Here is a 22,196-nt window from a genome sequence, read left to right on the forward strand (position 1 = left end):
GCGGCGATCGTGGTAAGGCTTCCATCTGAGGTTCACCGGGAGGCGGCCGGCCCGGGCATAGTCCGCGCGGCCGGAGCTGCACCGGACCTCCCGAGACCAGATACCAGAGGGCGCAGATGCCCGGCCCGGCACCGCCGGCCACAGCAACAGGGGGAAACACCATGGCACGAGTGAGCTCAGCATCCGAGAGTCTCAAATGCTCTTTCTGCGGCAAGGGCCGTGAAGACGTCCGCAAGCTCGTTTCCGGCCCCGGGGTATGCGTCTGCGACGAGTGCATCCTGCTGTGCAACGAGATCCTCGAGGAGGAGCTCCAGGAAACGAAAGCGGAGGCCCCGGCCGCGCCCGGCTTCGATCTGCCGCATCCCCGTGAGATCTTCGACTTCCTCCAGGAGTATGTCGTCGGCCAGGAGCCTGCGAAGCGGGCCCTCTCGGTTGCCGTCTACAACCACTACAAGCGCATCGGCCTTGGCCCCGCAGTCGAGGACGCCGGCGCCTTTGAGGGCGTCGAGGTCGGCAAGTCGAACGTCCTGCTGGCCGGCCCGACCGGCTGCGGGAAGACCTACCTGGCCCAGACTCTGGCCAAGCGCCTGGACGTGCCGTTCGTCGTGGCAGATGCCACCTCACTGACCGAGGCCGGCTACGTCGGCGAAGACGTCGAGACGATTCTCCTGAAACTCATCCAGGCAGCCGACGGCGACATTGAGCGGGCCCAGCGCGGCATCATCTATATCGACGAGATCGACAAGATCGCCCGCAAGTCGGAGAACCCCTCGATTACCCGGGACGTCTCCGGTGAGGGCGTCCAGCAGGCGCTGCTGAAGATTATCGAAGGGACGGTCGCCTCCGTGCCGCCGCAGGGCGGGCGCAAGCACCCGAACCAGGAACTGATCCAGATCGACACCTCGAACGTCCTGTTCATCGTCGCCGGTGCCTTCGCAGGCCTCGAAGGTGTCATCGCCGAGCGTTCAGGACGCAAGGGCATCGGCTTCGGTGCGAACCTTGGCTCCGGCGCCCCCGCGGCCACCCACGCTGACGTGCGGCCGGACGACCTGGTCAAGTTCGGGCTCATCCCGGAGTTCATCGGGCGCCTGCCGATCATCACCGCGGTCAGCCCGCTGGACGGCGATGCCCTCATCAGCATCCTCACCGGCCCGCGCAACGCTCTCGTGAAGCAGTACGCCAAGCTCTTCCACCAGGACGGGGTCGAACTGCATTTCGAACCGGCAGCCCTTCAGGCGATCGCCGGCATGGCTCTGGACCGCGGAACGGGCGCCCGGGGTCTGCGTGCCATCATGGAGGAAATCCTCATGCCGCTGATGTTCGACCTTCCCGGACGTGAAGACATCGACTCTGTCACGGTCACCGAGGCGCTCGTCCACGGCCTCGGGGAAGCGAAGGTGGGGCTGCGCCACAAGTCCGCGGCATAGTCTGGGCACCGACTGGGAGCCGGTCGGACGCCGCTTATCTGTTGCTTCGCCAATGCCCGGGTGACAGGATGCCTGAATGGAGACTATCTCCCCCAACGGCATTTACCTCGACGCCATGAAGATGGACTTTCATGAGCTGGTGAGAGTGCTCATCGACAATGTCGGTGCCACTGTCGTCCAGACCATGGCCGGCGTCAGAGACCGGACTTCCCCGTATGAGTGGGCGAAGCCAGACGGCCCCATTCCAGGCCGTTCTGAGGTTATCGCGCGGGTCCGCCTGGGGTATCAGGTCTGGAGGACTCTTGAGCACTCACAGGGCCCCGATGTAGCCCTGGCGTGGCTGATGGGATCCAACCCGCGGCTAAATGACGGGCTCCCGGTGCTCTACATCCAGCGACAGCTCGGCCAGGAAGTCCTTGGCGCCGCTGAGGCTTTCGTGCACGATACATACGCGGCGTGAAAGAGGACGCCATCTGCAGCCGGACGGGCCTCAGCCTTGTCAGGGCGGCCGGGCAGACTGGATTCCGGGTCGCACAGGACCGTCACGGAGCGCTGGCCGTCATGGCCAACAAGTACGTTGGCCCTCTTCCCGATCAGGCGCCGGGGACCGCAATGGTCGAAAGGCGCGGGCGGTACGACACCATGGGCCGCACCGTCTACATCGCCGATTCCAAACGGTGTTCCTATGCCGAGGTATTGACCGTCTTTCGAATGAAATTGGCTTCCGTTGCTGAGACGGCAGAGTCTGTCGGCTGGGATGTCGACGAGTACATCTCCCAGGTCCTGGAGGATGCGAAGGCCAACGGGGTTGATCCCCCTTGGGCAATACCCGCGGGCTGGCAGATTAACCGGTCCATCCACACTCTTTCCCTGCCGTCCGAAGGCTGGTGGGTACTGATCGACCACCAGGCTACGCTTGCCGCACTGCAGCGCATGACGCCCACCGTCAGAGGTACGTCTATGGGCCTGAGACTCCTTACCGCCGGCTCGATCATGGGTGAGAACCGTGCACTTACGACGATCCTGGCGCAGACCATACGGGACCAGGCGCTGGAGGACGGATCGGAGCCGCTCGGGATCTCCTACGAGTCCAAGACTCTCCACGGGCGCTGCTGGGCTTTCTGGGACCGGCGGCTGGATCTTGATCTTCCGCCAGGAACCAATGACCCGCACGTTGCCTCATCGAGCAGCATTGGCGAGGATCCCGATTTCCACCACATCGCCAGCCACTACCGCCTGCCGTACTGAGCCGATAAGGTTTCCGGCTGCTGCCTCGCGGGCGCCCGGACGGGTGCTAACCTGAATTAGTTCGAAAGTATGTTCTATGCGAGGTGTGTCGTGACAGCTGTATCAGAGGTCGGGCCGCTTCCCGGAGACCATCCCGTCCTTGAGGTCCCGGTCAGCCCCTCGTCGGTGCCGGCAGGGTTCCCCAGCCCCAGCCAGGACTACTACGACTCGGGCATCGACCTGAACAAGCACCTGATCCTGGATGAGACCTCCACCTTCATCGTGCGGGTCAGCGGAGACTCCATGACGGGCGCCGGAATCAGCGACGGCGACGAACTGATCGTGGACCGCTCCCTCCAGCCGAGGGACGGGAACGTCGTCGTGGCGATCCTTGACGGGGAGCTGACCGTCAAACGGCTCCGGGTGAATGGACGGGGCGTTGTCCTGCATCCGGAGAACAGCGACTACCCGGACATCGAGATCCCCGAGCTCAGCGATCTTCTCGTCTGGGGAGTGGCCACCCGTTGTTTACACCGGCTCTAGGACAGGGATGTACCCGCCCGGACCGCGGATAGCCCTGGTGGACGTCAACAGCTTCTACGTCTCCTGTGAGAGGGTCTTCGACCCGAAGCTGACCGGCGTCCCCTGTGTTGTCCTCAGCAATAACGACGGCTGCGTTGTCGCCCGTTCCGATGAAGCCAAGGCCCTCGGCATCGAAAACGGGACGCCCTGGTTCAAGCTGGCCGAAGCCGCCCCGCGCATGGGGCTGGTCCAGCGCAGCAGTAATTACGAGCTCTACGGGAACCTGTCCGAACGCGTCATGAGGCTCTTGGCCAGGTTCTCCTACTTCACGGAAATCTACTCAATCGACGAGGCATTTTTGCATCTCAGGGGCGACCCCGAGGAGCTTCAATCCCGGGGCCGGGAGATCAAAAAAGCCGTCCTGCGCAACACCGGACTGCCGGTCTGCGTAGGGATCGGACCCACGAAAACGCTCTCAAAGTTCGCCAATCGCATCGCTAAACAGAACCCCCATATGGGCGGGGTCTGCAACCTGGACACCATGCCCCCAGGTGTCGTGGAGACTATCATGTCCCGGGTTCCGGTGACAGGGCTCTGGGGTGTGGCCGGCCGGATCGGCAAGAAGCTGAACATCCTGGGGATCTACACGGTTGCCGACCTGAAGGATGCGGACCCGGTCATGATCCGCAGCCGGTTCTCCGTGGTCCTGCAGCGCACCGTACTGGAACTGAACGGAATCCCCTGCGTCCCCATGGAGTCCGAGCGGGCGGACAAGAAGCAGATGATCTTCTCCCGGTCCTTCTCAACCCCGGTCACCACCATCGAGGAAATGCGCCAGGTCATGAGTATATATGCCCAGAAGGCTGCCGTCCGCCTCGCCAAGGAAAACCAGCTGGCCCGGATCCTCACCGTCTTCGCCGGAACCTCCCACTTCAATGACCGCGAGCATTCCTTTCCCTCAGCGGCAGTCCACCTGGAAGTCCCGACCGCTGACCCCGTCATCCTCACCAAGGCGGCCATCGAAGCCATGGATGCCCAGATGACCGAAGGTATCCGCTACGCCAGGGCAGGGGTCATGCTCACAGACCTCTCCCCCGCCGGCGCCCAGCCGGTCTTCGACGAGTTCGTCACCGTGCACGAGAAACGGAACATCGGCGAACTCCTGGGCAAAGTGACCGAAAAGTACGGGACCACTGCCATCGGTCTTGGCCTCGCCGGCCTGAACTCTTCCCGACCGGACTGGACGATGACCAGGAAGTTCTCCTCCCCGCGCTACACCACCGAGTGGGATGAGCTGCCGGTAGTGAAAGCCAGCTAGAGCCGGCAGGCAGTGCGGCTGGCCAGTGCCTGTTGCCTGGATCCTGTCCGATGCGTCACAAACAAGCCTGTTTTTGCGCGGCGGAAGACATCTATGAGTGGACCCGTGCAGCTCCATCCTCATGACTCCTGCCCGGGTCGGACCGCCTTACCGTCCCACCGGGAGCCAGCATCCCGGTCCGGCCCCACTCAGGAGACCTGTTTTGAGACCCCCAGCCATGCCCGTGCTCAGGAAGAGTTCCGGTGCTTTCGATATGCCATCCATCCTTACGGGGGTGGTCGTGGTCGGGATCCTGGCCGCCGGCGTCCTCGCAGCCATCTTCGGCGTCATCCCGTACACCCAGAACAACGGCGCCAAGCAGGACCTCTCCTCCATCCGCACCGCCGAAGGTGTAGCCAAGGCCAAGGACAACCGGTTCATGGACCACGCCGGCCTCCTGGACACCGGCTACCTGCAGCTGCCCAGCACGAAGAAGACCAAGGTCATGGCCGATGAGAAGGGCACCTGCTACGTCGCCCTGGCCAAATCCGGCACCGGCAAGATCTTCTACTCCACCGATGCCAACACCGACCCTGAACTCTTCGAAGCAGACACCGACCCCGGCTGCCTGCCGGCTGACAAGCTAGCCGAACTCATAGACTCCATTGGCGGGATCGAGAAGGCGGAGGGTCGTCCATCCAATCTGAAGCTGACTGCCATTTCCGCGCTGCAGGCGAAAGCCGTTTGGGACCGGGATAAGGGCGCCTCCGGCTACAAGGTTGAGTATCAGGTCGACGAGGGTGACTGGACCCTGCTTTCAGAGGACAGCGCCAGCACTACCGCTACCATGCGTGCGCTCCCGGAGCAGACCGTACGGATCCGCGTTGCAGCCATCAGGTCGACGGGTCTATCCGAGCCAGCAACGGCCGCCGTCAAGCTTCCTGATTCGACCCTCAAGAACCCAAGTTTCGAAGACAACCTGCAGTATTGGACAACCTCGGGAGGCATCAAAACCACCGCAGGGACGGTACAAACCGGGGCCCTCGCTGCTAGCCTCCCTCTGTATGCGAACCTGTACCAGGTGGTTTCCGTTCCTGACGACCGTCCGGTGCTGACCTTTGCCAGCCGAAGCAGGACTCAGGGAGTTACCCCGAAGGTCAACAACACGGTCGTAGCTACAGCCTCAGAGGACGTCGGCAACGGCTGGTACATCCACCACGGCGACATCAGCGCCTACGTCGGACAGACTGTGACGATTTCCTTCACCGGAAACTCCAGCCCCTCAGGACAGCTCGACGACGTCGATCTCGCACCGGCCTCAGCGCCATTTGCCCCCATCTCGGTTGCGGCCAGCTCTCGTCTCGGAACCGCCACGGCAACCTGGTCTTCACCGCCGTTCGACGGTGCAAGCCGACGCACTTCCTTCACGGCGACAGCATGGAAAGACGGCGACGTGGCGGAGCAGGTAACAGTCCCGGCTGACACCTTCAGTGCTACGTTCTCGACGTTGACTACCGGGGCCGAATACACGTTCACGGTTGCTGCAAAGAACAATCTGGGCATCTCCGAGGAGTCTGCACCGTACGGCCCTGTTGTGGTAATCCCCGGGGCCATCGCCAATCCGAGCTTCGAGCTTGGAGGCAGCGGCTGGAAACTTGGAGGGTTTGCAGTTTCAGCGACAGCTACCCCATTTGGGTCCTCTGCTCTGAAAGTCGACGACTATTCACGTACGACCACCCAGGTCATCACCGTCCCGGCTGATACCCCTGTACTGACCTACTGGAGTACCTATAGCGGCATCAAGGTAAAGGCCGGCAGCGTCACGCTGCCTCAGCACACAACCGGCAAGACCAGCGGCTCATGGACCCAGTACAAAGTCGACCTCTCCGCCTACGCAGGTGCACCCATGACGCTGGGAGTCACCGGAGCTCTGGCAGGCAACCAGTACGCGGACAACTTTGAACTGAACCGTGCCACAGTCGCCGATGCCCCGACCTCCGTCCTCGCCATGTCGAAGCTCGGCGACGCGGGGGTGAGCTGGGTGGGTCCTGCATACAACGGCGGGGCACCGATAACCCATTTCCGGGTGGATGCCTGGAATGGTGGGCATGTCAGAGCCAGCCTGGAAGCTGCCCCTACAGCCAAGAGCGTGACAATGACAGGCCTGTCGGCAGGCGAAAAGTACATCTTCACTGTCACTGCAGTGAACTCAGTTGGAGAATCCGCCTCACCGGCATCACGAGAAATCGGGATACTGAAAACGCCCATTGCCAACCCCGGTTTTGAGGACGGCGCCGCCGGCTGGACGTTCTACAAGTCCGGTATTGCCGCAGGCGGGCACTCGGGCGGGTCTTCCCTTGTACTGAGTGGGTATGACAGCGAGGCTTCCCAGTCCCTGACGGTACCTGCCGATAAGCCAGTCTTGTCTTTCTGGTCCAAAGGCAGGGCGTCACACCTCATAGGGTCCTCCAGTAAGAGTGCGGTAGCCACTGGAAACACCGACGGCGTGTGGGCCGAATACCACCTCGATCTGTCCAGTTATGCCGGGAAGACAATCCTCTACAGCACCCGGAGCAGTGGAGGTACATACCAGCTCGACGATTATGAGTTCGTAGCCAAATAAGCAGCGAGGACCGGGCCCCAGTGACGTACTGGAGCCCGGTCCGAACTGCGCCCTTGCCGGCTTAGGCCGCGCGGGTCAGTCCGACTGCGGCGAGCTGGGCGGCGCGCAGGGCTTCGGTCATGGCGTTTTTCAGCTCGGAGTACGGGACGTCCAGATCTGCGCCGAGCGCGCGCTGGAACGCAGTCAGGGCTTCGGCGACGGGCGTGCCGGCGTCCTCCTCCGTGGGTCCGGCGGACGTGAGATGCCCTTCGATCTCACCCAGCATCGTGTCCTTCACTGCGCCGAGCTTCTGCAGGATCTGGACGGCAACGCCTATGCCGGATCCCCGCAGTACTCCGAGCAGGATGTGGTCTTCGGTGATGCTGTTGGATTCCAGCACGAGAGATTCCTTCAGTGCCTGGTCCAGTGCCTTGCGGGCCCGGGGTGTGAAGGGGATGTGTCCGCTCGGCGGGATGATGCCGCGGCCGATCATTTCCACGATGGCGGCGCGTGCGCCCTCAATGGTTACACCGTGGTTTCCGAGTGTGCGGGCCCCGGTGCCGGTTCCTTCGTGCAGGACGGCCAGCAGCAGGTGCTCGGTGCCGATGTAGTTGTGGTCCAGCATCCGTGCCTCTTCCTGGGCGAGGACGACGACGCGTTTGGCTCCGTGGGTGAAGCGGTCGAACATGGGTCTCCTTGGAAAAGCCCAAGGCACCCCGGACGGACCGGAGTGCCTCGGACGAGTGCTTGCTAGGACAGGGCGGCGCGGACGATGTCGCTGACGGCCTTGCCATCGAACCGGCCGGCCACCTTGGCGGTGACGGCCTTCATGACGGCGCCCATGGAGCGCATGTTCATCTGTGCACCGTCGCCTTCCAGTACGGCGATGACACTGGCGACGATCTTCTCGACGTCAGCGCGTTCCAGCGGCTTGGGCAGGTATGCCTCGATAATGACAGCCTCTGCGATCTCGGCTGCCGCACGGGATTCCTCCCCGGCTTCGGTGTAGATGCGGGCGGTGTCGTCAGCCTGCAGCTTCTCTTTCGGGGACATGGTCTTCACTTTCGTTTTCAGTCCGCCGTCGGGGCGGTCCAGGGTGGGCTCGCCGGGGATCCGGCCGGGCTTGCTCAGTTCGTTGACGGCATCGGCCAGGGCGGCCATGCCTGATGATTTCAGATGGAAGGTCACGGGGTTCCTTCTGCCGGGTACGCCGAAGGTTTCCGGCTCAGCTCCTATGTGTACGGACAGGGTGCTTGCCCTCCCCGTGGGGTCTATGACTGCCTGGCAGTCTCTCAGCTAGCCTGACGTGGATTTCCGCCTATCCACAGCTGCCTCCCTCCCAGAAAGATCCTTGATGCACTCACCTGCCCCGGTAAGTCCGCCGGACCCGAACCACGCCACTGACAACGACCGCAGGAATCCCTGGGACGGCAGGCTGGGGCGCGCCGGTCACCGCTCCGCCCAGATCCTTCTCCTGCTTCTGTTGGCCGGCACGGTCGTTTACGGTCTCCTTCAGCTGACCCTGGTGGTCATCCCGCTTCTGCTGGCGCTGATCCTGGCCGCAGCGATTGCACCTCTCGTGGGACGGCTCCGCACCAGGGGCTGGCCGCGCGCACTCGCAACGGGAGTCTCCTTCCTGCTCCTGCTGGGCGTATCGGGCGGCCTGGTCACCGGGATCGTCTTCGCCATCCGGGGTGAATGGGACAACCTTGCAGGACAGGCCTCGGCCGGGTTCGACAAGCTCTACGCCTTCGTCGAAGACGGGCCTGTTCCGGTGGACCCGGACATGATTCAGAACGCCAGGAGCGCAGCCACAGATTTCGCCACGAGCAGTGCGGCCGGAAGCGGAGCCCTGGCCGGAATCAGTGCGGCCACCTCGTTCATCACCGGGTTCGCGCTGATGGCTGTGGTCCTCTTCTTCTTCCTGAAGGACGGGGACCGGATCTGGGCATTCCTGCTGCGCTGGTTCAAGGGCGAACGCTTGGAGAAGATGCGCCTCACGGGCACCCGCACCATGGAAGTCCTGGGCGCCTACGTCCGCGGTACCGCCATCGTCGCAGCCGTGGATGCCATCTGCATCGGAGCTTCCCTGTTCATCCTGCAGGTACCTCTGGCGCTGCCGCTGTCCGTGATCGTCTTCGTCGGCTCCTTCATCCCGCTGGTGGGTGCCACTGCCGCCGGAGCGCTGGCCGCACTGATTGCCCTGGTCGCCAACGGGCCGGTCGTCGCCCTGATCGTCGTCATCGTCATCGTTGTCGTCAACCAGCTGGAGGGGAACCTGCTGCAGCCGGTAGTGATGGGCAGGTCCCTGAACATCCACGCCCTGGTCATCCTCCTCGCCCTGACCGTCGGCACCATCCTGGCCGGCATCGTCGGGGCCATACTCTCCGTGCCGATCACGGCGGTGGCATGGGCAGTCCTGAAGGTCTGGACCGGAGAAGACACCGGGGAACCCGTTCCCGCAGCACCCGCCGTTGACTCCCGGGAAGAGGAAGTACCGGCCCTCTAGGGAGCACAAAGGCCCGCATCCGTCTTGGGTGCGGGCCTTTTCGATGCCTAATGTGCGGGAACCAGCCTTGGCAGTGATGCCGGTTCAGGAGATGGCTGACGTCGTGATGCGTGCCGGATCAGGGCTATCCCTGCGATGCTAAGCCCCTGGCAGAGCAAGACGTAGATGCCGGCTGCTGTGAGGGAGTTGTTGAAGAGTCCGATCAGGACAAGCGCTTCGGCGCCGAGCGCGGTGATGCCGGTGATCTGCAGGTCTCGCCCCAGGAGGCCGAGGGCGGACACAGCAGCACCGGCCTGGCATACGGCAAGGGCAACGAGGAGCACCGATTCGATGATGCTGTTCGAAGGTGCCGGGCTAGATGCTGACATAAACGCCAGCATGAGGATCGCCCCGATGATGAAGGCGACCGCCCGGGCATAGAGATCGGCGCCGATACGGGACGGCGTGCTGGAGCGTGGCATGGTTTCTTTCCGGTGCTGCGACCGGAAGGCTCCGGTGTTGGAGCCTGCGACGGGATTCGAACCCGTGACCTTCCCCTTAGGAGGGGGACGCTCTATCCGCTGAGCTACGCAGGCAGGTGCCCGGCCGGGCTTTTGTGGCTAACACCCTCTATGTGTGCGGCTGGTCCCGAAACTCTCACCGCCCGGTCGTCCAGCTTCCTTTCCGGATACCCACGAGCAGCCTTCCAAGGCCCGTACGTGCCCTCGCCCCAGCTATGGCATCCGCAGCCTCGCGGTGGCCTTCCCAGCCGGCCAGAGAGCCGTGGCGGTGCCCATAGCGCAGCCTGAGGATGGCCGGGAGGCTGCGGGTGTAGGCATTCAGGAAGATGGCGCCGGATGCCGCCAGGAGGGCCAGCAGGGACCATGCCACGGCTGCGGCAGCCACAGGGCCGGGCACGGACTCCCCTGTGCCGTGAAAACGGGAAACTATCCCGATGGCCATGAGCAGTCCACCTCCGGCGATTGCGGTGAGTCCGCGACGGTAGTAGACGCCTTCGGGGGTTCCGTTTTGTGTACGTGTCATGGGCGCAATGTGTGCGGCAGACAGCGTCCCGCTCCCCGGCCCGGGGCTACCAGGTTCCCGTGCGCAGGCTGACGATCCACCGGACCAGGCCGTTTCCTGCTCGGCCCATGGCTTCTTCGTCCGCTTTCGAGCGATGCTCCCGGTATTCCTCCGGCGTCCCCTGCGGGTTCTTCAGAGCCCAGCGGATCTGGACAATGCCCGGAACCATGGTCAGGTACAGATACGGAACCATTGCCGCCAGTGAGAACGGGAGCAGGATCCCGGCAGCCGCAGAGGCTTCCTTGTCCCCCGGCAGAGGGAGAACCAGCCAGACCGCGCAGATGATGTACGCGGCGATGACTGCAAGTGCGGCCGCCCTGATCCGCTTGCCGGTGAGCCTGCGGCCCATCAGACCGATACCTCCGCCTTGATCGCAGGGTGCGGGTCATACCCTTCGATCGTGAAGTCCTCGATCGTGTACCCGAAGATGTCCTCGGGCACGCGGTTGAGCACCAGCTGCGGGTATGGCCGAGGCTCGCGGGAGAGCTGCTCATTCACCTGCTCAACGTGGTTGAGGTAGATGTGGGCGTCGCCGAATGTGTGAATGAATTCGCCCGGGACCAGTCCGGTCTGGGCGGCGAGCATGTGGGTGAGGACAGCGTAGGAGGCGATGTTGAAGGGTACGCCCAGGAACAGGTCACCGGAGCGCTGGTAGAGCTGGCAGTTCAGCTTCCACGGATTGCCGTCGGCATCCGGGGTGACATGCAGCTGGAACATGGTGTGGCAGGGAGGCAGGGCCATTTCGTGGAGTTTGCCGACGTTCCAGGCACTGACGATGTGGCGGCGACTGAACGGGTCGTTCTTCAGCCCGTCCACGAGAGCTTCGATCTGGTCGATGAACCCGCCGCCTTCAGCTTCGGGGATGTCCCAGTGGCGCCACTGGTGCGAATAGCCGGGGCCGATCGTCCCGTCCTTGAGTTCCCACTCGTCCCAGATGTGGACGTTCTTGTCCTTCAGGGTGGACACCCGGGTGTCGCCGGCCAGGAACCACAGCAGCTCTTCGATGATGCCGCGGGTGAAGACCTTCTTCGTGGTGATGAGGGGGAAGCCTTCGGAGAGGTCGAAACGGATCTGCCGGCCGAAGACGCCGATGGTTCCTGTCCCGGTCCTGTCGCTGCGCGGGGTCCCGTTGGCGAGCACATCGCGCAGGAGATCTTCATACGGAGTTGGTATGGGCATCTGACGGCCTTTCGGTTGGGAGGGGCCGCCACGGATCGAGGGGCCTGTTGTTTCTATGCGCGCTCGTCCGTGACGGCCCTCCCCCGGTCTACTTCTGGAGCATGACCGTGCGCAGGTCCAGGCGCCTCAGAACCCGGTCCGCAGTTTCGGGGTCAACGCCCACCTCGTTGCGGGCGAGCAGGATTTCCTGGCGGGCGGCGTCAAGGGCGATGGTGCGGATGGCCACGGTTGAGTCGTGGCGGATCTTCACTGCACCCTTCTTGTCGCATGGCACAGGCACGTCGATGACAAGATCCTCGCTCAGGCGTTTGATGCCGCGGGTGATGGCTTCCTGTCGCTGGACGGGCAGGTCGTGCAGGAACGGGGCTTCATCCAGTGCAGCAAGGGCGGCGTCCTCGGCGCGCTGGGCCAGGACCATTTCCACCTCGTGCTCGGCAGCAGGGGATTCCTGAGCCTTCAGCCGGCGCATCAGCCACGGCAGGGTAAACCCCGGAACGACAAGGGTTGCGAAAAGGACTGCGATGGCTGTGACGATGATCTGGTCGCGGGCCGGGAACGGGGAGCCGTCAGCGGTCACGGTGGGCAGCGCCAGTGCCAGAGCGAGCGTTGCCAGTCCGCGCATGCCGCACCAGGTGAGAATGACGACGTCTTTGGTGCCAGCCGGCGGCAGGCCGTCGCCGCGGCGGAGGTTCCCGGGGATAAGCAGGCTCAGCCACGCAGCGCGGACGAGGATGACCACTGCGCAGATGATTCCGGCGTGCCCCAGCATCGGGAGGATGTCAGTGCCGGTCTCGGTGATGACGTCACGGGCTTCGAGACCGATCAGGCCGAAGGCGATGCCGGTGGCAAGCAGTTCCACGACGTCCCAGAACGAACTGGAGGTGATGCGCTCTGCTGCGTCATGCGGGCGGGCACGGCGTTTCATTTCCAGGGCGGCTACGACGACTGCGATAACACCGGAGGCGTGGACTTCTTCCGCGGCAATGTACACAGCAAACGGGAGGATAAGCGTGACGGCTGAACGGGCAGTCGATGAGGCGATGAAGTGCATCAGCTTCTTGGCTGCCCAGGCCATGGCGAAGCCGAGGGCAACGGCGATGGCTGCACCGGTGACGAACTTGATGGCAAGCCACCCATTGATTTCGCTTCCCTTGACGGCTGCAGCGACTGCGGTCTGGAAGATGACAATGGCCGCGGCGTCGTTGAACAGGCCTTCGGACTGCATGACGGTCATCAGGCGGCGGGGCATGCGTACGCGCCCTGCAACCGACTCGACGGCCACCGGGTCAGGCGGGGCCAGCATGGCACCGAGCGCGATGGCTGCGGGAATGCCGATGCCGGGGATCAGCAGCCAGGCGACTCCGGCAACCACTGCGGTCGTTACGACGACCAGCGCGATGGCGAGCAGGACAACGGAACGCCACCGGATGCGGAACACGGACCATGAGGTCTTCTTGGCCGTGGCATAAAGCAGCGGAGGCAGAAACAGCGGAAGGATCAGTTCCGGCGCGAGATCCAGGTGCGGGATGCCGGGGATAAAAGCCACGCCGAGGGCGATGAGGACCATGATGACCGGGTACGGGAGCTTGAGTCTGTCCCCGAGTCCGACCGCGATGACGGTGGCGAGCAGGAGCCCGATGATAAGAGCGAGTTGATGCATTAGTGGGTGTCCTAGGGGTATTGAGGCGACTGGCTAGCGGCCGACAGGAAGGGGAACGTCCGAGGCCCGGCGTGCGCGATCTGCTTCCGCGATCTCATCCGTGCTGACGGAGATCCACGGGGCAGGAATCTGTTCCCAGAGCTCTTCCCCGTCGATCAGTGCGTAGAGGGAGTCTTCGTGGGCCATCCATGCGGGAATGCCGCCTCCGTTGCTGTGGAAGACGATGTTCGGAAGGCCTGTCTCGTTAATGACGTGACCGGGCTGCTCGAAGTCGGGCTGGAGGCTGGCGAACAGTGCCTGTTCTTCTGCCCTGGCTTTGCCGCGGCGGGGTTCGACCCTGTTGCGGGTCTTGAGGTAGTGCCAGCCTTCCGGCAGTTCGGGCGCAGACGGGGTCCACGGCACGAACTCGACATGGGTAAATATCCGGCCCGTCCTATCGGCTCGGATGACGGCGTGAAGTTCCGGGTGGATGGACCTGGCTTCAGCCATCGCGCGTGCCTGCAGTTCATCAAGGCGTTTGCGGCCGGCGACTATCCGCTCGACGAGGCCCGGAACATTGGGCAGTTTGAAGGCTGTAGCCATGGTGTCCCCCATAGATAGACGTACGTGTGTCTTCTATGTGTGCGGACAGGGCAGGGAATATCCCCGCTGGTGCCCGCAGCAGGACTCGAACCTGCGACAGCCGGGGTAGAAAGCCGGTGCTCTATCCAGCTGAGCTATGGAGGCGTGGGCGGCAGAGCCGTCTGGAATCAGGCTGCCTTCGAGGCTGCGTCGGCACGCTCATCGTTGATCGTCCAGACCCAGCACGGCGTGTTCTCGTCGAGGCGGTCTGCACCGGAGAAGTCATAGGTTTTGGGGTGGATTTTGCCCTGGATGAGTACGAGCTTTCCGTTCTCGATGCTGCGGATCTGTCCCTGGGGCGTGAACTTCAGGTAGGGGAAGGTGACGCGCAGGAACGACCGCGTCTTGGGGCGGAGCTCTTCGTGGCGTTCGGCAAGCTCGCCCAGGGTCATGGCAAGGGCGCCGGTCGGCGCGTAGTCAGGTCGCGGCATGGTTGCAGACATTGGAGGGCTCCTTCAAGGACGGGGATACTTGTTGGTCCCTATGTGTGCGGCACTGTGCCGGTCTCTCATCGCCAGCCTGTTACCAGGCGTATCTGGCGACCCGTCCCTCGTCGGTGTGCGGCAGGATCGGAAGCATCATTAGGCCGTTCTGACAGTTGATAAACCCGTAGCGCTCCCAGTGCCGCTCCAGGGAGGCCATCCCTGCTGCATAGGCAGTCTCAGCGTCGGGGCCATACCCCTGAAGTGTGGGTGCAGCGCTTACCGCGATCAGCGAGCCTGACCGGCCAACAGTGTCCCGGATGGAGTCCATGAGCATGTAGCTAATGTTCTGGCCGCGAAAAAGCGGGTCAACGTTCATGGAAGCGACGACGGTCATGCAGCTGTTGTCGACCCCCCGTTGGAGGCCCACGAGGATATCCAGGGATACGTGCGCCAGCAGGTCACCAAAGTCCTTCAGTTCGGGGGCATCAAAAATGCCGATGGGCGCCTGGAGGACTTCTGGAACGAGGTGGAGGACAGAATGGGCGACCCTTCGGCCGGCCGGCATGACGTCGCTGATGTCTTCGGCAAGGCAGACGTCCAGGGTGACACGGCTTGCACAAGGGGTTCCATCGGAGGCCGTGTACGGGTTGCCGTCGAACCGGAGGTTGTAGTCGTAGCTGAGCTGTGCAGGGTTGATGGGAAGCATGGCAGTCACCGGGGGTAGAGATTGAGACAAAAGGAGTGTCCGTCGCAGTGAGACTGGCTGCTGAACGCGGAGATTATCTTACCGTCCAGTCAGGACGGCTTTACGCGTTTTATCTGCTCGAGGTCACTCCCATGAATCACATGCCGCACCGGACGTCGCATTCTTCTCACAGAAGAGCAGGGATCGTGACCGAAATCATACTGACAGAGTGTTGGGATCATTGAATATGACGGGGTCAGCCGAAGCACTCTCCGGGACAAAATGCGCCACGGAGCCAGAGGTTATGCCCGTGCAATACGTCTGGCAACGAGCCTGAGGGCAACTGCAGCGTCCACCTCCTGGTCCGTGAAACCGAACGCCTCCCGGATCTCCCCAACGGTGTACCCGGTGTTCCGGTCTGTCCCCGCCCTGACCAGGAGGTGGGTCAGGTCCCAGGCGAGAGGAGCCCAGCAGACCGTATCGAAGTCAAAGAGCACCGGCCCCTTGGCGGCGACCAGGATATTGCCGCAGTGGGCGTCCCCGTGGACGGGGCCCCAGCGTGTGGCTGCTCCAAAGAGCTCTGCCAGCCGCTCGTCGTACTCCTTCGCAGCGGAGGCTGCTGCTTCCCGGTCAGCCCAGGAAGCAAGCCTGCCCAGAGATTTAGCCCGGCTGGTGAATACCGGCAGTTCATTGCCCGGTCGGGATGCGTGCAGGGGCACCAGCGCTGCAGCCCACTGTTCTGCGGTCACGGCCGCGCCCGAGTCCTGCAGGAACGGCAGCCACAGGACATCAAGGCCGGAGTGGGCATCGAGCGGCCCCTCGAAGGATGTATAGCCTGCCGGCACAGTGACACTGACGCCGGCGAAGCTGAACTCCCGGGCCAGCACGTACTCGCGCTGTTGGCCCGTGGGAACCGTGACAGCTGTTCCCATAAAGCCCGAGTTGTCCGCCTTCGCCGTGTCCGAGGGGGAAGTGACGCCCACCCTGGCCAGCCATGATCCATCACGGGTCTCAACCCTGCAGGCCACATAATGGGCTGTGCGGACGTGCTGCACCCCCAGGATGCGGCTGTCCAGCGGCACGGAATCCCGGATGGCTCTCTCGGCCATGCCAAGGCCGGACGGGTGGCGAAGTTTCACCCACGCCTGGTCGGTGTTCTGCTCGTTCGCTGCGATACCCGGGGCGGATGTCTGCATGACTCCCTCTCGAAGGGAACTCCGGCATTTCCGGCAGCTGGCCCTCTGAACCCCTGTGTGCGGCTGTAGCTGTAAGTGGAAGGGGTGCGGCCCGACTGCGTCATAAATCCTCCGCAGCCATGGTGCCGGTAGGATCCGTCCAAGGCTCCCGGTTGGGCGCCCGCCCGCCGCCGATAAGGAGCCCTAATTGGCAAAGTCCCGCCTGCTCATCGTCCCTGTTGCCGCTTTGTCTCTGCTTGCCGTGTCAGGCTGCGGAGAGGACACATTTACCGCCGACATCACTCTCACGTCATCAACCCCGGTCACGCTCGACTACGTCGAGGGCGGAGAGTGTGGCGGCATGGGAAATGACGCGATGGACGAGGGCAAGCCCTGGAAGATCAAGGCCGGTGGAGAGACGATCGCCATGGGCGAGCTGCCAGCTGGTGTGGGCGTCCAGGTGAATCCCGGACCGGTCGACTGCTTCTTCCAGTTCACCGCCGAGATTCCGGCTGGCCATGACTTCTACACGCTCGACATGGGTGAACGGCAGGGGTACATCGAGGTTTCCCGGGAGAAGTTGGAGGAAGGGTTCCAGATTGACCGCGTCGATCTGGACGGCCGGTACTAGACCGCCGCGGACTGCTCGGGCACGCAAAGGGCCCGGCCCGCCGAAGCGGACCGGGCCCTGACGCAACCTGCCGAGTTACCGTCCCTATGTCGGGTCCCGGCACTCAGGTACTCCCCCGTGGCCTTTGGGGAAACACGGCATACTGCTTCGGACTTTCACCGATACGGTGCGTGACTCCGGTTTGCTGCCGGTGCACTCTGGAGGACCTAGGCATCACCCTCCTCGCCGAATCAACCCGCACGCCCTGGCCCGTAACCCTTGCAGCGCACATCCGGCTTCCAGTTCGGCCTGCGTAGCCGCCCAGCACTGGCAGGGACCCGATTTTCTCCGGCATCGGGCTACCGCCGGGACCCAGTTCTGCGGTGCAACCCGCTTCTGTCCCGGTGACGCAGTGCCAGCGGCGGGTCTTGCCCCCGCACCGCCCCGAAGGACGCTTCCCGGATCTGCCGGGCACTGGCTGGTGGAGCGGCCGGAGTTCTACCGGCAAACGGCACTGTTCCCAGCCCGTATTTCCTGCTTCCGTTGCCAACGGCATGCAGTCCATGTCCCGGAGAGTTCACCGCGTCGGCTAAACGCGTCACTTCCCCTGAGCACCCCCGAGGTGTGCACCGGGCGGTCTGTCCGGTGCACAGTAGGACAGGTGGGTTCTGCCCCCACTTCCGGCGCTGCAGTTCGCCTGCGGTCTATCCGCATCTGCCCTGTGCCCGGCTGGGAGACGGTCTCAGCAGCCGGGACGGTTGTTCATTCCTTACTTCCCCTATGTGTGCGGCACGTTGGAGATCTCTCCCCGCTCCTCCGCTTCGAACCTCGCCATGTCCTCTGCAACGAGGACGGAGGTGCTCTTGGCCTTCCCGTCCCTGAGGTCGCGCAGGTAGGCCAGGATCCGCTGCTTCGGAGTTTCCTGCGGGTAGTCCGGGTTCCGGCCGTCATTGACGGGGTAGACCATGTAGGTGGTCGCCCAGATCTCCTCGAACAGGTTCCACAGCTGCGACCCGCGCTTATCTTCGCCGCCCATATCAAACAGGTGGCCGAAGAAGCAGTTGGTCGTGTCGTCGGCGGAGCGGACAGTGTTCACGCGCCAGGACGCCTCGTCAGTGGATTCCATGTAGGAGATAACGCTGTCCAGGTTCTGGAGCTGGTCCTGTGCCCAGGCGAACGGTGTCATCGCCCCTGCCGCAAAGGCAGCGACATGTGCCGCATGGCTGGCTTCGTCAGCGCCCTGCCATTCGGGATCACAGGAACATCCGACCCATGATTCCTGGTCGCCGGGTCCGCTGTTTCTGATGAGTTCGATCTGATGGCCTCCTGTGCGCTGCAGGAGGTCCGCTGTGCTCATTCGACACCTTTGCGACCGATGCGCCCGTTGGCGTCCAGCCACCAGGTCAAGCGGAATGTCCCGGTGAAGGGCAGGCGAAGGACGGCCAGCTTGTAGTCTTCCGGCACGATCTTCGGGAGGTCTTCGGCTGGTACGACCATGTACCAGCGTTTCTTTCTGCGGGGCATTGGCTTCTCTCTTCTGTTCAGATTTCAGGGGTTCCATTCCCTATGTGTGCGGCGGGTCTGCTGCTTCTGCCCGGCTGTCCGCCCATGCCGTTAGGGTGGTTCCCATCCACTGCTTCAAATCCTTGGGGGAAGAATGATGTACGGCCGCGATGACCTTGAATGGGATGAGCTCGTCCTCGCCGGACTGCGGATCCTGAAACGGCGTGCGGTCGGCCGGAACATGATCCAGTACGCAGATTTCGTTGCAGCCCTCGCGGACGAGAGCGGGCAGCCACCGCTGACACTGAGCCGCGACCGGGCAGCCATTGGCCCGCTCCTGGCCGAAATTTCCGAACGCGCACGGGAAGACCATCCGGGCCTTCTCATCTCCGTCCTGGTGTACAACAAGGCCTCCAGCATGCCCGGCAAGGGGTTCTTCGAGCTGACCAAACGGCTGGGGCTGCTCTCTGCCGACGCCAGCGAGAAGGAGGAATGGGCGTTCATGGCCTCCCAGACGACGGGACTGGACAGCCATTACTCCGGGGCTGGCTCCAGGGCTGCAGCGGCACGGAACCCTGAATAAACGAGTGCTTATTCAGGTTTATGCCCCAAAACCTGAATAACGTTCCGCTAAGTCAGGGTTAGGAGCAGCCTCGGCCTAGTCTTCCGGCTGCCCTTCGTCGTAGGGGTCGATCCAGGACGATTCGGCCCTGCTGATCCGTTTCGCGCTGCGTGCCGGGATCCAGAATGAATGCACGTCGCCTTCGTCGTCGAAGAAGATGAGCAGGTGGGTGCTGTCGCCCGTGCGTGCCTGGACCCGTACGTCGCGGACTATCTCTCCTCCGCCCTCCAGTTTCAGCTGCACCCGCGCGTAGGGCTCCCGCCGATACGGAAACCGGACGACGCCGGAGGAGAAGTCGGGGTGGCTCCCCTCGCCGGCGTACTTCTCCCTGGACTGCATCAGCCCATTGTGCCGCGCCCGTGGGCAGTTGCCTGTGCAGGACGCCCGCGTTAAGTCTCCTTGCAGCGCCACACCGGTGGCGGACTTCCGAGCAGCTGACGGCCCTGTGCGCCATAGCTGCAACGAGGACAAGGTTCCCCGAATCCCGGATTGCACCACCATCTTTCTGTACTCCACAGGCGATGGGCACAGGACGTCTCCGCGTGTTGAAGGACAGATCCCATGGTCAAAAACCGTGCGGCCAAAGAAGCGGCCCGCAAACTTAAAGCAGAAACCGGCATCACCTACCCCCGCGCCCTGGACCTCGTCCGTGCGGCCGGCAGGGAATTCATCTACCCCAATCTGACGATCGGCACCGCCGCAGGTTCGCCCGTCACGTGGCAGCCCCGGGCAGGTGCACGCCTGGAAATCTCAGGCTGGTCCGGCACCGGCAAATCCGAGCTGATGGCATCCATGGCCGCCCAGGCCGCGGCTGCCGGCATCGAGGTGCACATCATCGACCCGGACAAGCACGGCGCCGGCTATTCGAAGATCGAAGGTGCGCATGTCACTTCCGACCGGGATGGGGCACAGGCCGTCTTCAGCGACCTGACCGGGAAACCGCGTCCGGCAATCGTCTTCTTCGAGGGTGTCTCTGCCCTGGCCTCAGGAATGGACACCGTCAGCCGTGAAATGTCCGCCGCCGCCGGTGAACTCGCTGACGCCGGGTACCCGGTCATTGCCGCATGGCAGTCCGAGCCTGCTATCTGGCCGGGCTCGGCGCGGATCCTCCTGGGCCGCACGGTGCCGCAGCAGCGTACGGCGTTCTTCGGCTCCCCCGTCTCCGGCAGCCCGCAGTTCATGGAAGGGCATTACCGTGCAGGCGGCAACGGGCTTCCTGTGCTGTTCCAGCTGTGCCCGGACTCGGTGCTTCCTGCTGTACCCGTGACCGCCGGTGAAGCGCCCCGGTTCGATGACCTCAACCTGCCTCCGGCAGTACGCGGATTCGCCTCGGTGGGACCCGGCCTCTACGTCTTCGCCGGCCTTACTGCATCGGGGCGGTCCCTCTCCATGGCGGCGGTCCTGAACCTCATCACGGAGAAATACGCCCGGCGCGTGACCGTCATAGAGGAAGTCCTGGAACTGCCCGTCAACGCAGGCCTGTCCGAGGTTCGGCGCCGGATCGTCGGCAAGGATGAAACCACGGATGTGGTCATCACTGAAGCCGTCCGCGACGTCCGGGACATCATTGTCGTCGGCGACGCCCGTTCACCTGAGGACTTCCATGCGGCCCTTCTCGCTGCGCAGGCAGGGCACACCGTCTTCCTGTCCATGCATGCAGAGTCAGCGGCCAGGGTGCCTTTCCGCATCCTGGATGCCATCATGACAAACGGGTGGCCTGTCACCGCGAAGGACGTCGCCTCCGCACTGAAATGGGTGCTCTTCCAGAAGCTGGTCGAGACCGCGGATAACACCCTCCGTGTTCCTGCAGTCGAGCTGATGACCGTTACCCACCGGGTACGCGAACTGATCAGCGACGATTCACGCGATGCTCTGGCGTCCCTGGTGAAGGCAGGCGAGCCGGGGATGATTCCCCTTGCCACCTCCCTGAGCCAGCTCGTCCTCGACGGACTCATCACCGAAGAGGCCGCCGAGAAGGCAGCCGAGAACCCCATGGACTTCCGTCGGGCGCTGCACGCAGGCAAACGCCACAGTGCGCAGTCGATCACCCTGGGCACGACCAGCAAGGGTGACAAGGTCCGGCACGCCCTGGGACTGCAGCAGAACCTCCTGGCCATCCGTGCTGACCCCGGCCGCCGCGGGGAAGCCCTGGCCGCCGTTGCAGGGCGCTTCCCCGGTGAAGTTCACCGTGTCGATCCACGGAATGCCGGCGCGGAGCTGGCTGAAATGCTGGAGGAATCCAGGGCCCTTGCGCGGAGGATCTCCCAGTGGGACGGCCCGTACTCGGAGCTGCCGGCCGAGGTCCGCCCTGCGCGCCGCTGCATTGTGGTGGATGTGCCGGACATGGTGGCGGCCGGAGAGAGCGCCGGTTCATGGTTCGCTCCCCTGGCACGGCTTAGCCGGGAAGCATCCCGGGTCGGAGTCACCCTGCTGATCGGGGTGGAGTCCGACGCCCAGCTGAAGCTGCTCGGCGATGACCTGACCCTCACGGCCCGGCGCCTGGACCTTGACGGTGAAACCCCGACATACCGGTCAGGCAGCAGCGCTGATCCGGTCCCGTTCAGCCCCGTCTGGGAGGCGCACGCCGCATAACCACGGGCACAGGAAAGCCCCGCCGCAGCGAACTGTGGCGGGGCTTCTTGGTGGCACTGGCAGGATTTGAACCCGCGACCTCCGGGGCGCCATACCGGCGCTCGGCCAGGTCTGAGCTTCAGTACCGCCCGGCGTCCCGGGCCCGTGCCTGCTCCCGGTCGTCCCCGGACGGCCGCGGACCCGGCAGGACTCTCACCTGCACACGGTTGGCTTCCTGCTCTCATTTTTGAGCTACGGGCTGCCGCGGCCGCACCCCGGAGATGAATAGGGATGCAGACAAAGTTGGCGACTGGCCGGCAATGCCGCCCGGAATTCCCTATCCCTATTACACGCGGTTCCTAGGACACGTGCTTTTACTCGTCGGGTTCAACGGCAATGGATTCCGTCCGGTTTCGAGGGGCCTGCCTAGCGCTATATTCAGGCCTTGCTCGTCCGTAGCGGTATTGCCGTTCCAGTCGGTGGGCTTCCCGGTAACGAT

The 22,196-nt window shown here is 63.7% G+C and carries 24 protein-coding genes and 2 tRNA genes; 10 read left to right on the top strand and 16 right to left on the bottom strand.

The window, feature by feature from the left end:
• Nucleotides 1–161: 161 nt before the first annotated feature.
• The 6 genes from clpX (at nucleotide 162) to NF551_RS17710 (ending at nucleotide 7,096) form a co-directional block, all read left to right on the top strand.
• Nucleotides 162–1,427: an ATP-dependent Clp protease ATP-binding subunit ClpX gene (gene clpX / locus NF551_RS17685; protein WP_227897704.1), complete on the top strand. Its 1,266-nt coding sequence runs from the start codon at nucleotides 162–164 to the stop codon at nucleotides 1,425–1,427.
• A 76-nt stretch (nucleotides 1,428–1,503) separates the two neighbouring features.
• A complete protein-coding gene (locus NF551_RS17690; protein ID WP_227897703.1) occupies nucleotides 1,504–1,887 on the top strand; it encodes a hypothetical protein in 384 nt (127 codons plus the stop codon).
• Entirely contained in the window at nucleotides 1,884–2,675 is a 792-nt protein-coding gene (locus NF551_RS17695) for a hypothetical protein (RefSeq protein ID WP_227897702.1), read from the top strand. The genes NF551_RS17690 and NF551_RS17695 overlap by 4 nt, the downstream gene beginning before the upstream one ends.
• Before the next feature lie 90 nt (nucleotides 2,676–2,765).
• Nucleotides 2,766–3,197, top strand: coding sequence for a LexA family protein (locus NF551_RS17700; protein WP_227897701.1), 432 nt, complete (start codon nucleotides 2,766–2,768; stop codon nucleotides 3,195–3,197).
• Between the two features lie 7 nt (nucleotides 3,198–3,204).
• The gene (locus NF551_RS17705) at nucleotides 3,205–4,494 is read left to right on the top strand and encodes a Y-family DNA polymerase (protein WP_227897700.1); all 1,290 of its coding nucleotides are present in this window, start codon (nucleotides 3,205–3,207) and stop codon (nucleotides 4,492–4,494) included.
• Nucleotides 4,495–4,747: 253 nt separating this feature from the next.
• Nucleotides 4,748–7,096: a fibronectin type III domain-containing protein gene (locus tag NF551_RS17710; protein ID WP_227897699.1), complete on the top strand. Its 2,349-nt coding sequence runs from the start codon at nucleotides 4,748–4,750 to the stop codon at nucleotides 7,094–7,096.
• Between the two features lie 61 nt (nucleotides 7,097–7,157).
• On the opposite strand, the gene NF551_RS18990 is transcribed toward NF551_RS17710, so the two are convergent.
• Both NF551_RS18990 and NF551_RS17720 read right to left on the bottom strand, forming a co-directional pair.
• Entirely contained in the window at nucleotides 7,158–7,763 is a 606-nt protein-coding gene (locus NF551_RS18990) for a Clp protease N-terminal domain-containing protein (protein ID WP_269439058.1), read from the bottom strand.
• 62 nt (nucleotides 7,764–7,825) lie between these two features.
• A complete protein-coding gene (locus NF551_RS17720) occupies nucleotides 7,826–8,263 on the bottom strand; it encodes a GatB/YqeY domain-containing protein (RefSeq protein WP_227897698.1) in 438 nt (145 codons plus the stop codon).
• Nucleotides 8,264–8,429: 166 nt separating this feature from the next.
• On the opposite strand from NF551_RS17720, the gene NF551_RS17725 reads away from it, so the two are divergent.
• The gene (locus NF551_RS17725) at nucleotides 8,430–9,584 is read left to right on the top strand and encodes an AI-2E family transporter (protein WP_227897697.1); all 1,155 of its coding nucleotides are present in this window, start codon (nucleotides 8,430–8,432) and stop codon (nucleotides 9,582–9,584) included.
• Between the two features lie 47 nt (nucleotides 9,585–9,631).
• Here NF551_RS17725 and NF551_RS17730 read toward each other — a convergent pair whose 3' ends face one another.
• The 11 genes from NF551_RS17730 to NF551_RS17780 all read right to left on the bottom strand — a co-directional run bounded on the left by NF551_RS17730 (nucleotide 9,632) and on the right by NF551_RS17780 (nucleotide 16,412).
• Nucleotides 9,632–10,045 carry a hypothetical protein gene (locus tag NF551_RS17730; protein ID WP_227897696.1) on the bottom strand — a complete coding sequence of 138 codons (414 nt, stop codon included), beginning with the start codon at nucleotides 10,043–10,045 and terminating at the stop codon, nucleotides 9,632–9,634.
• Nucleotides 10,046–10,083: 38 nt separating this feature from the next.
• Nucleotides 10,084–10,159, bottom strand: a tRNA-Arg gene (locus NF551_RS17735).
• Nucleotides 10,160–10,220: 61 nt separating this feature from the next.
• Nucleotides 10,221–10,607, bottom strand: a complete 387-nt coding sequence (locus tag NF551_RS17740) for a hypothetical protein (RefSeq protein ID WP_227897695.1) — start codon at nucleotides 10,605–10,607, stop codon at nucleotides 10,221–10,223.
• Between the two features lie 46 nt (nucleotides 10,608–10,653).
• Nucleotides 10,654–10,995 (bottom strand): hypothetical protein, encoded by a 342-nt coding sequence (locus NF551_RS17745; protein WP_227897694.1) that lies wholly within the window; start codon nucleotides 10,993–10,995, stop codon nucleotides 10,654–10,656.
• Nucleotides 10,995–11,825, bottom strand: coding sequence for a thymidylate synthase (locus NF551_RS17750; protein WP_227897693.1), 831 nt, complete (start codon nucleotides 11,823–11,825; stop codon nucleotides 10,995–10,997). The genes NF551_RS17745 and NF551_RS17750 overlap by 1 nt, the downstream gene beginning before the upstream one ends.
• Before the next feature lie 88 nt (nucleotides 11,826–11,913).
• Nucleotides 11,914–13,485, bottom strand: a complete 1,572-nt coding sequence (locus tag NF551_RS17755) for a Na+/H+ antiporter (protein ID WP_227897692.1) — start codon at nucleotides 13,483–13,485, stop codon at nucleotides 11,914–11,916.
• Between the two features lie 33 nt (nucleotides 13,486–13,518).
• Entirely contained in the window at nucleotides 13,519–14,067 is a 549-nt protein-coding gene (locus tag NF551_RS17760; protein ID WP_227897691.1) for a hypothetical protein, read from the bottom strand.
• A 67-nt stretch (nucleotides 14,068–14,134) separates the two neighbouring features.
• A tRNA-Arg gene (locus NF551_RS17765) sits at nucleotides 14,135–14,211 on the bottom strand.
• Between the two features lie 23 nt (nucleotides 14,212–14,234).
• Nucleotides 14,235–14,549, bottom strand: coding sequence for a hypothetical protein (locus NF551_RS17770; protein ID WP_227897690.1), 315 nt, complete (start codon nucleotides 14,547–14,549; stop codon nucleotides 14,235–14,237).
• A 79-nt stretch (nucleotides 14,550–14,628) separates the two neighbouring features.
• Entirely contained in the window at nucleotides 14,629–15,246 is a 618-nt protein-coding gene (locus NF551_RS17775; protein ID WP_227897689.1) for a hypothetical protein, read from the bottom strand.
• A 272-nt stretch (nucleotides 15,247–15,518) separates the two neighbouring features.
• On the bottom strand, nucleotides 15,519–16,412 hold the full coding sequence (locus NF551_RS17780; RefSeq protein WP_227897688.1) for an aminoglycoside phosphotransferase family protein: 894 nt from the start codon (nucleotides 16,410–16,412) through the stop codon (nucleotides 15,519–15,521).
• Nucleotides 16,413–16,599: 187 nt separating this feature from the next.
• Here NF551_RS17780 and NF551_RS17785 point away from each other — a divergent pair, with 187 nt between their 5' ends.
• On the top strand, nucleotides 16,600–17,022 hold the full coding sequence (locus NF551_RS17785) for a hypothetical protein (RefSeq protein ID WP_227897687.1): 423 nt from the start codon (nucleotides 16,600–16,602) through the stop codon (nucleotides 17,020–17,022).
• A gap of 757 nt (nucleotides 17,023–17,779) precedes the next feature.
• Here NF551_RS17785 and NF551_RS17790 read toward each other — a convergent pair.
• Together NF551_RS17790 and NF551_RS17795 are read right to left on the bottom strand one after the other, a co-directional pair.
• On the bottom strand, nucleotides 17,780–18,358 hold the full coding sequence (locus NF551_RS17790; RefSeq protein WP_227897686.1) for a hypothetical protein: 579 nt from the start codon (nucleotides 18,356–18,358) through the stop codon (nucleotides 17,780–17,782).
• Nucleotides 18,355–18,525, bottom strand: coding sequence for a hypothetical protein (locus NF551_RS17795; RefSeq protein ID WP_227897685.1), 171 nt, complete (start codon nucleotides 18,523–18,525; stop codon nucleotides 18,355–18,357). Before NF551_RS17795 ends, NF551_RS17790 begins: the two co-directional genes overlap by 4 nt.
• A 133-nt stretch (nucleotides 18,526–18,658) precedes the next feature.
• Between NF551_RS17795 and NF551_RS17800 the strand changes: the two genes are divergently transcribed.
• Nucleotides 18,659–19,087: a hypothetical protein gene (locus NF551_RS17800; RefSeq protein WP_227897684.1), complete on the top strand. Its 429-nt coding sequence runs from the start codon at nucleotides 18,659–18,661 to the stop codon at nucleotides 19,085–19,087.
• A gap of 75 nt (nucleotides 19,088–19,162) precedes the next feature.
• Here NF551_RS17800 and NF551_RS17805 read toward each other — a convergent pair whose 3' ends face one another.
• A complete protein-coding gene (locus NF551_RS17805; RefSeq protein WP_227897683.1) occupies nucleotides 19,163–19,465 on the bottom strand; it encodes a hypothetical protein in 303 nt (100 codons plus the stop codon).
• Nucleotides 19,466–19,687: 222 nt separating this feature from the next.
• On the opposite strand from NF551_RS17805, the gene NF551_RS17810 reads away from it, so the two are divergent.
• Complete coding sequence (locus NF551_RS17810; RefSeq protein ID WP_227897682.1) at nucleotides 19,688–21,718, top strand: ATPase, T2SS/T4P/T4SS family; 2,031 nt, start codon at nucleotides 19,688–19,690, stop codon at nucleotides 21,716–21,718.
• The last annotated feature ends 478 nt before the right edge of the window (nucleotides 21,719–22,196 follow it).

This window comes from Arthrobacter caoxuetaonis (assembly GCF_023921125.1).
Taxonomy (GTDB): Bacteria; Actinomycetota; Actinomycetes; order Actinomycetales; family Micrococcaceae; genus Arthrobacter_B; species Arthrobacter_B caoxuetaonis.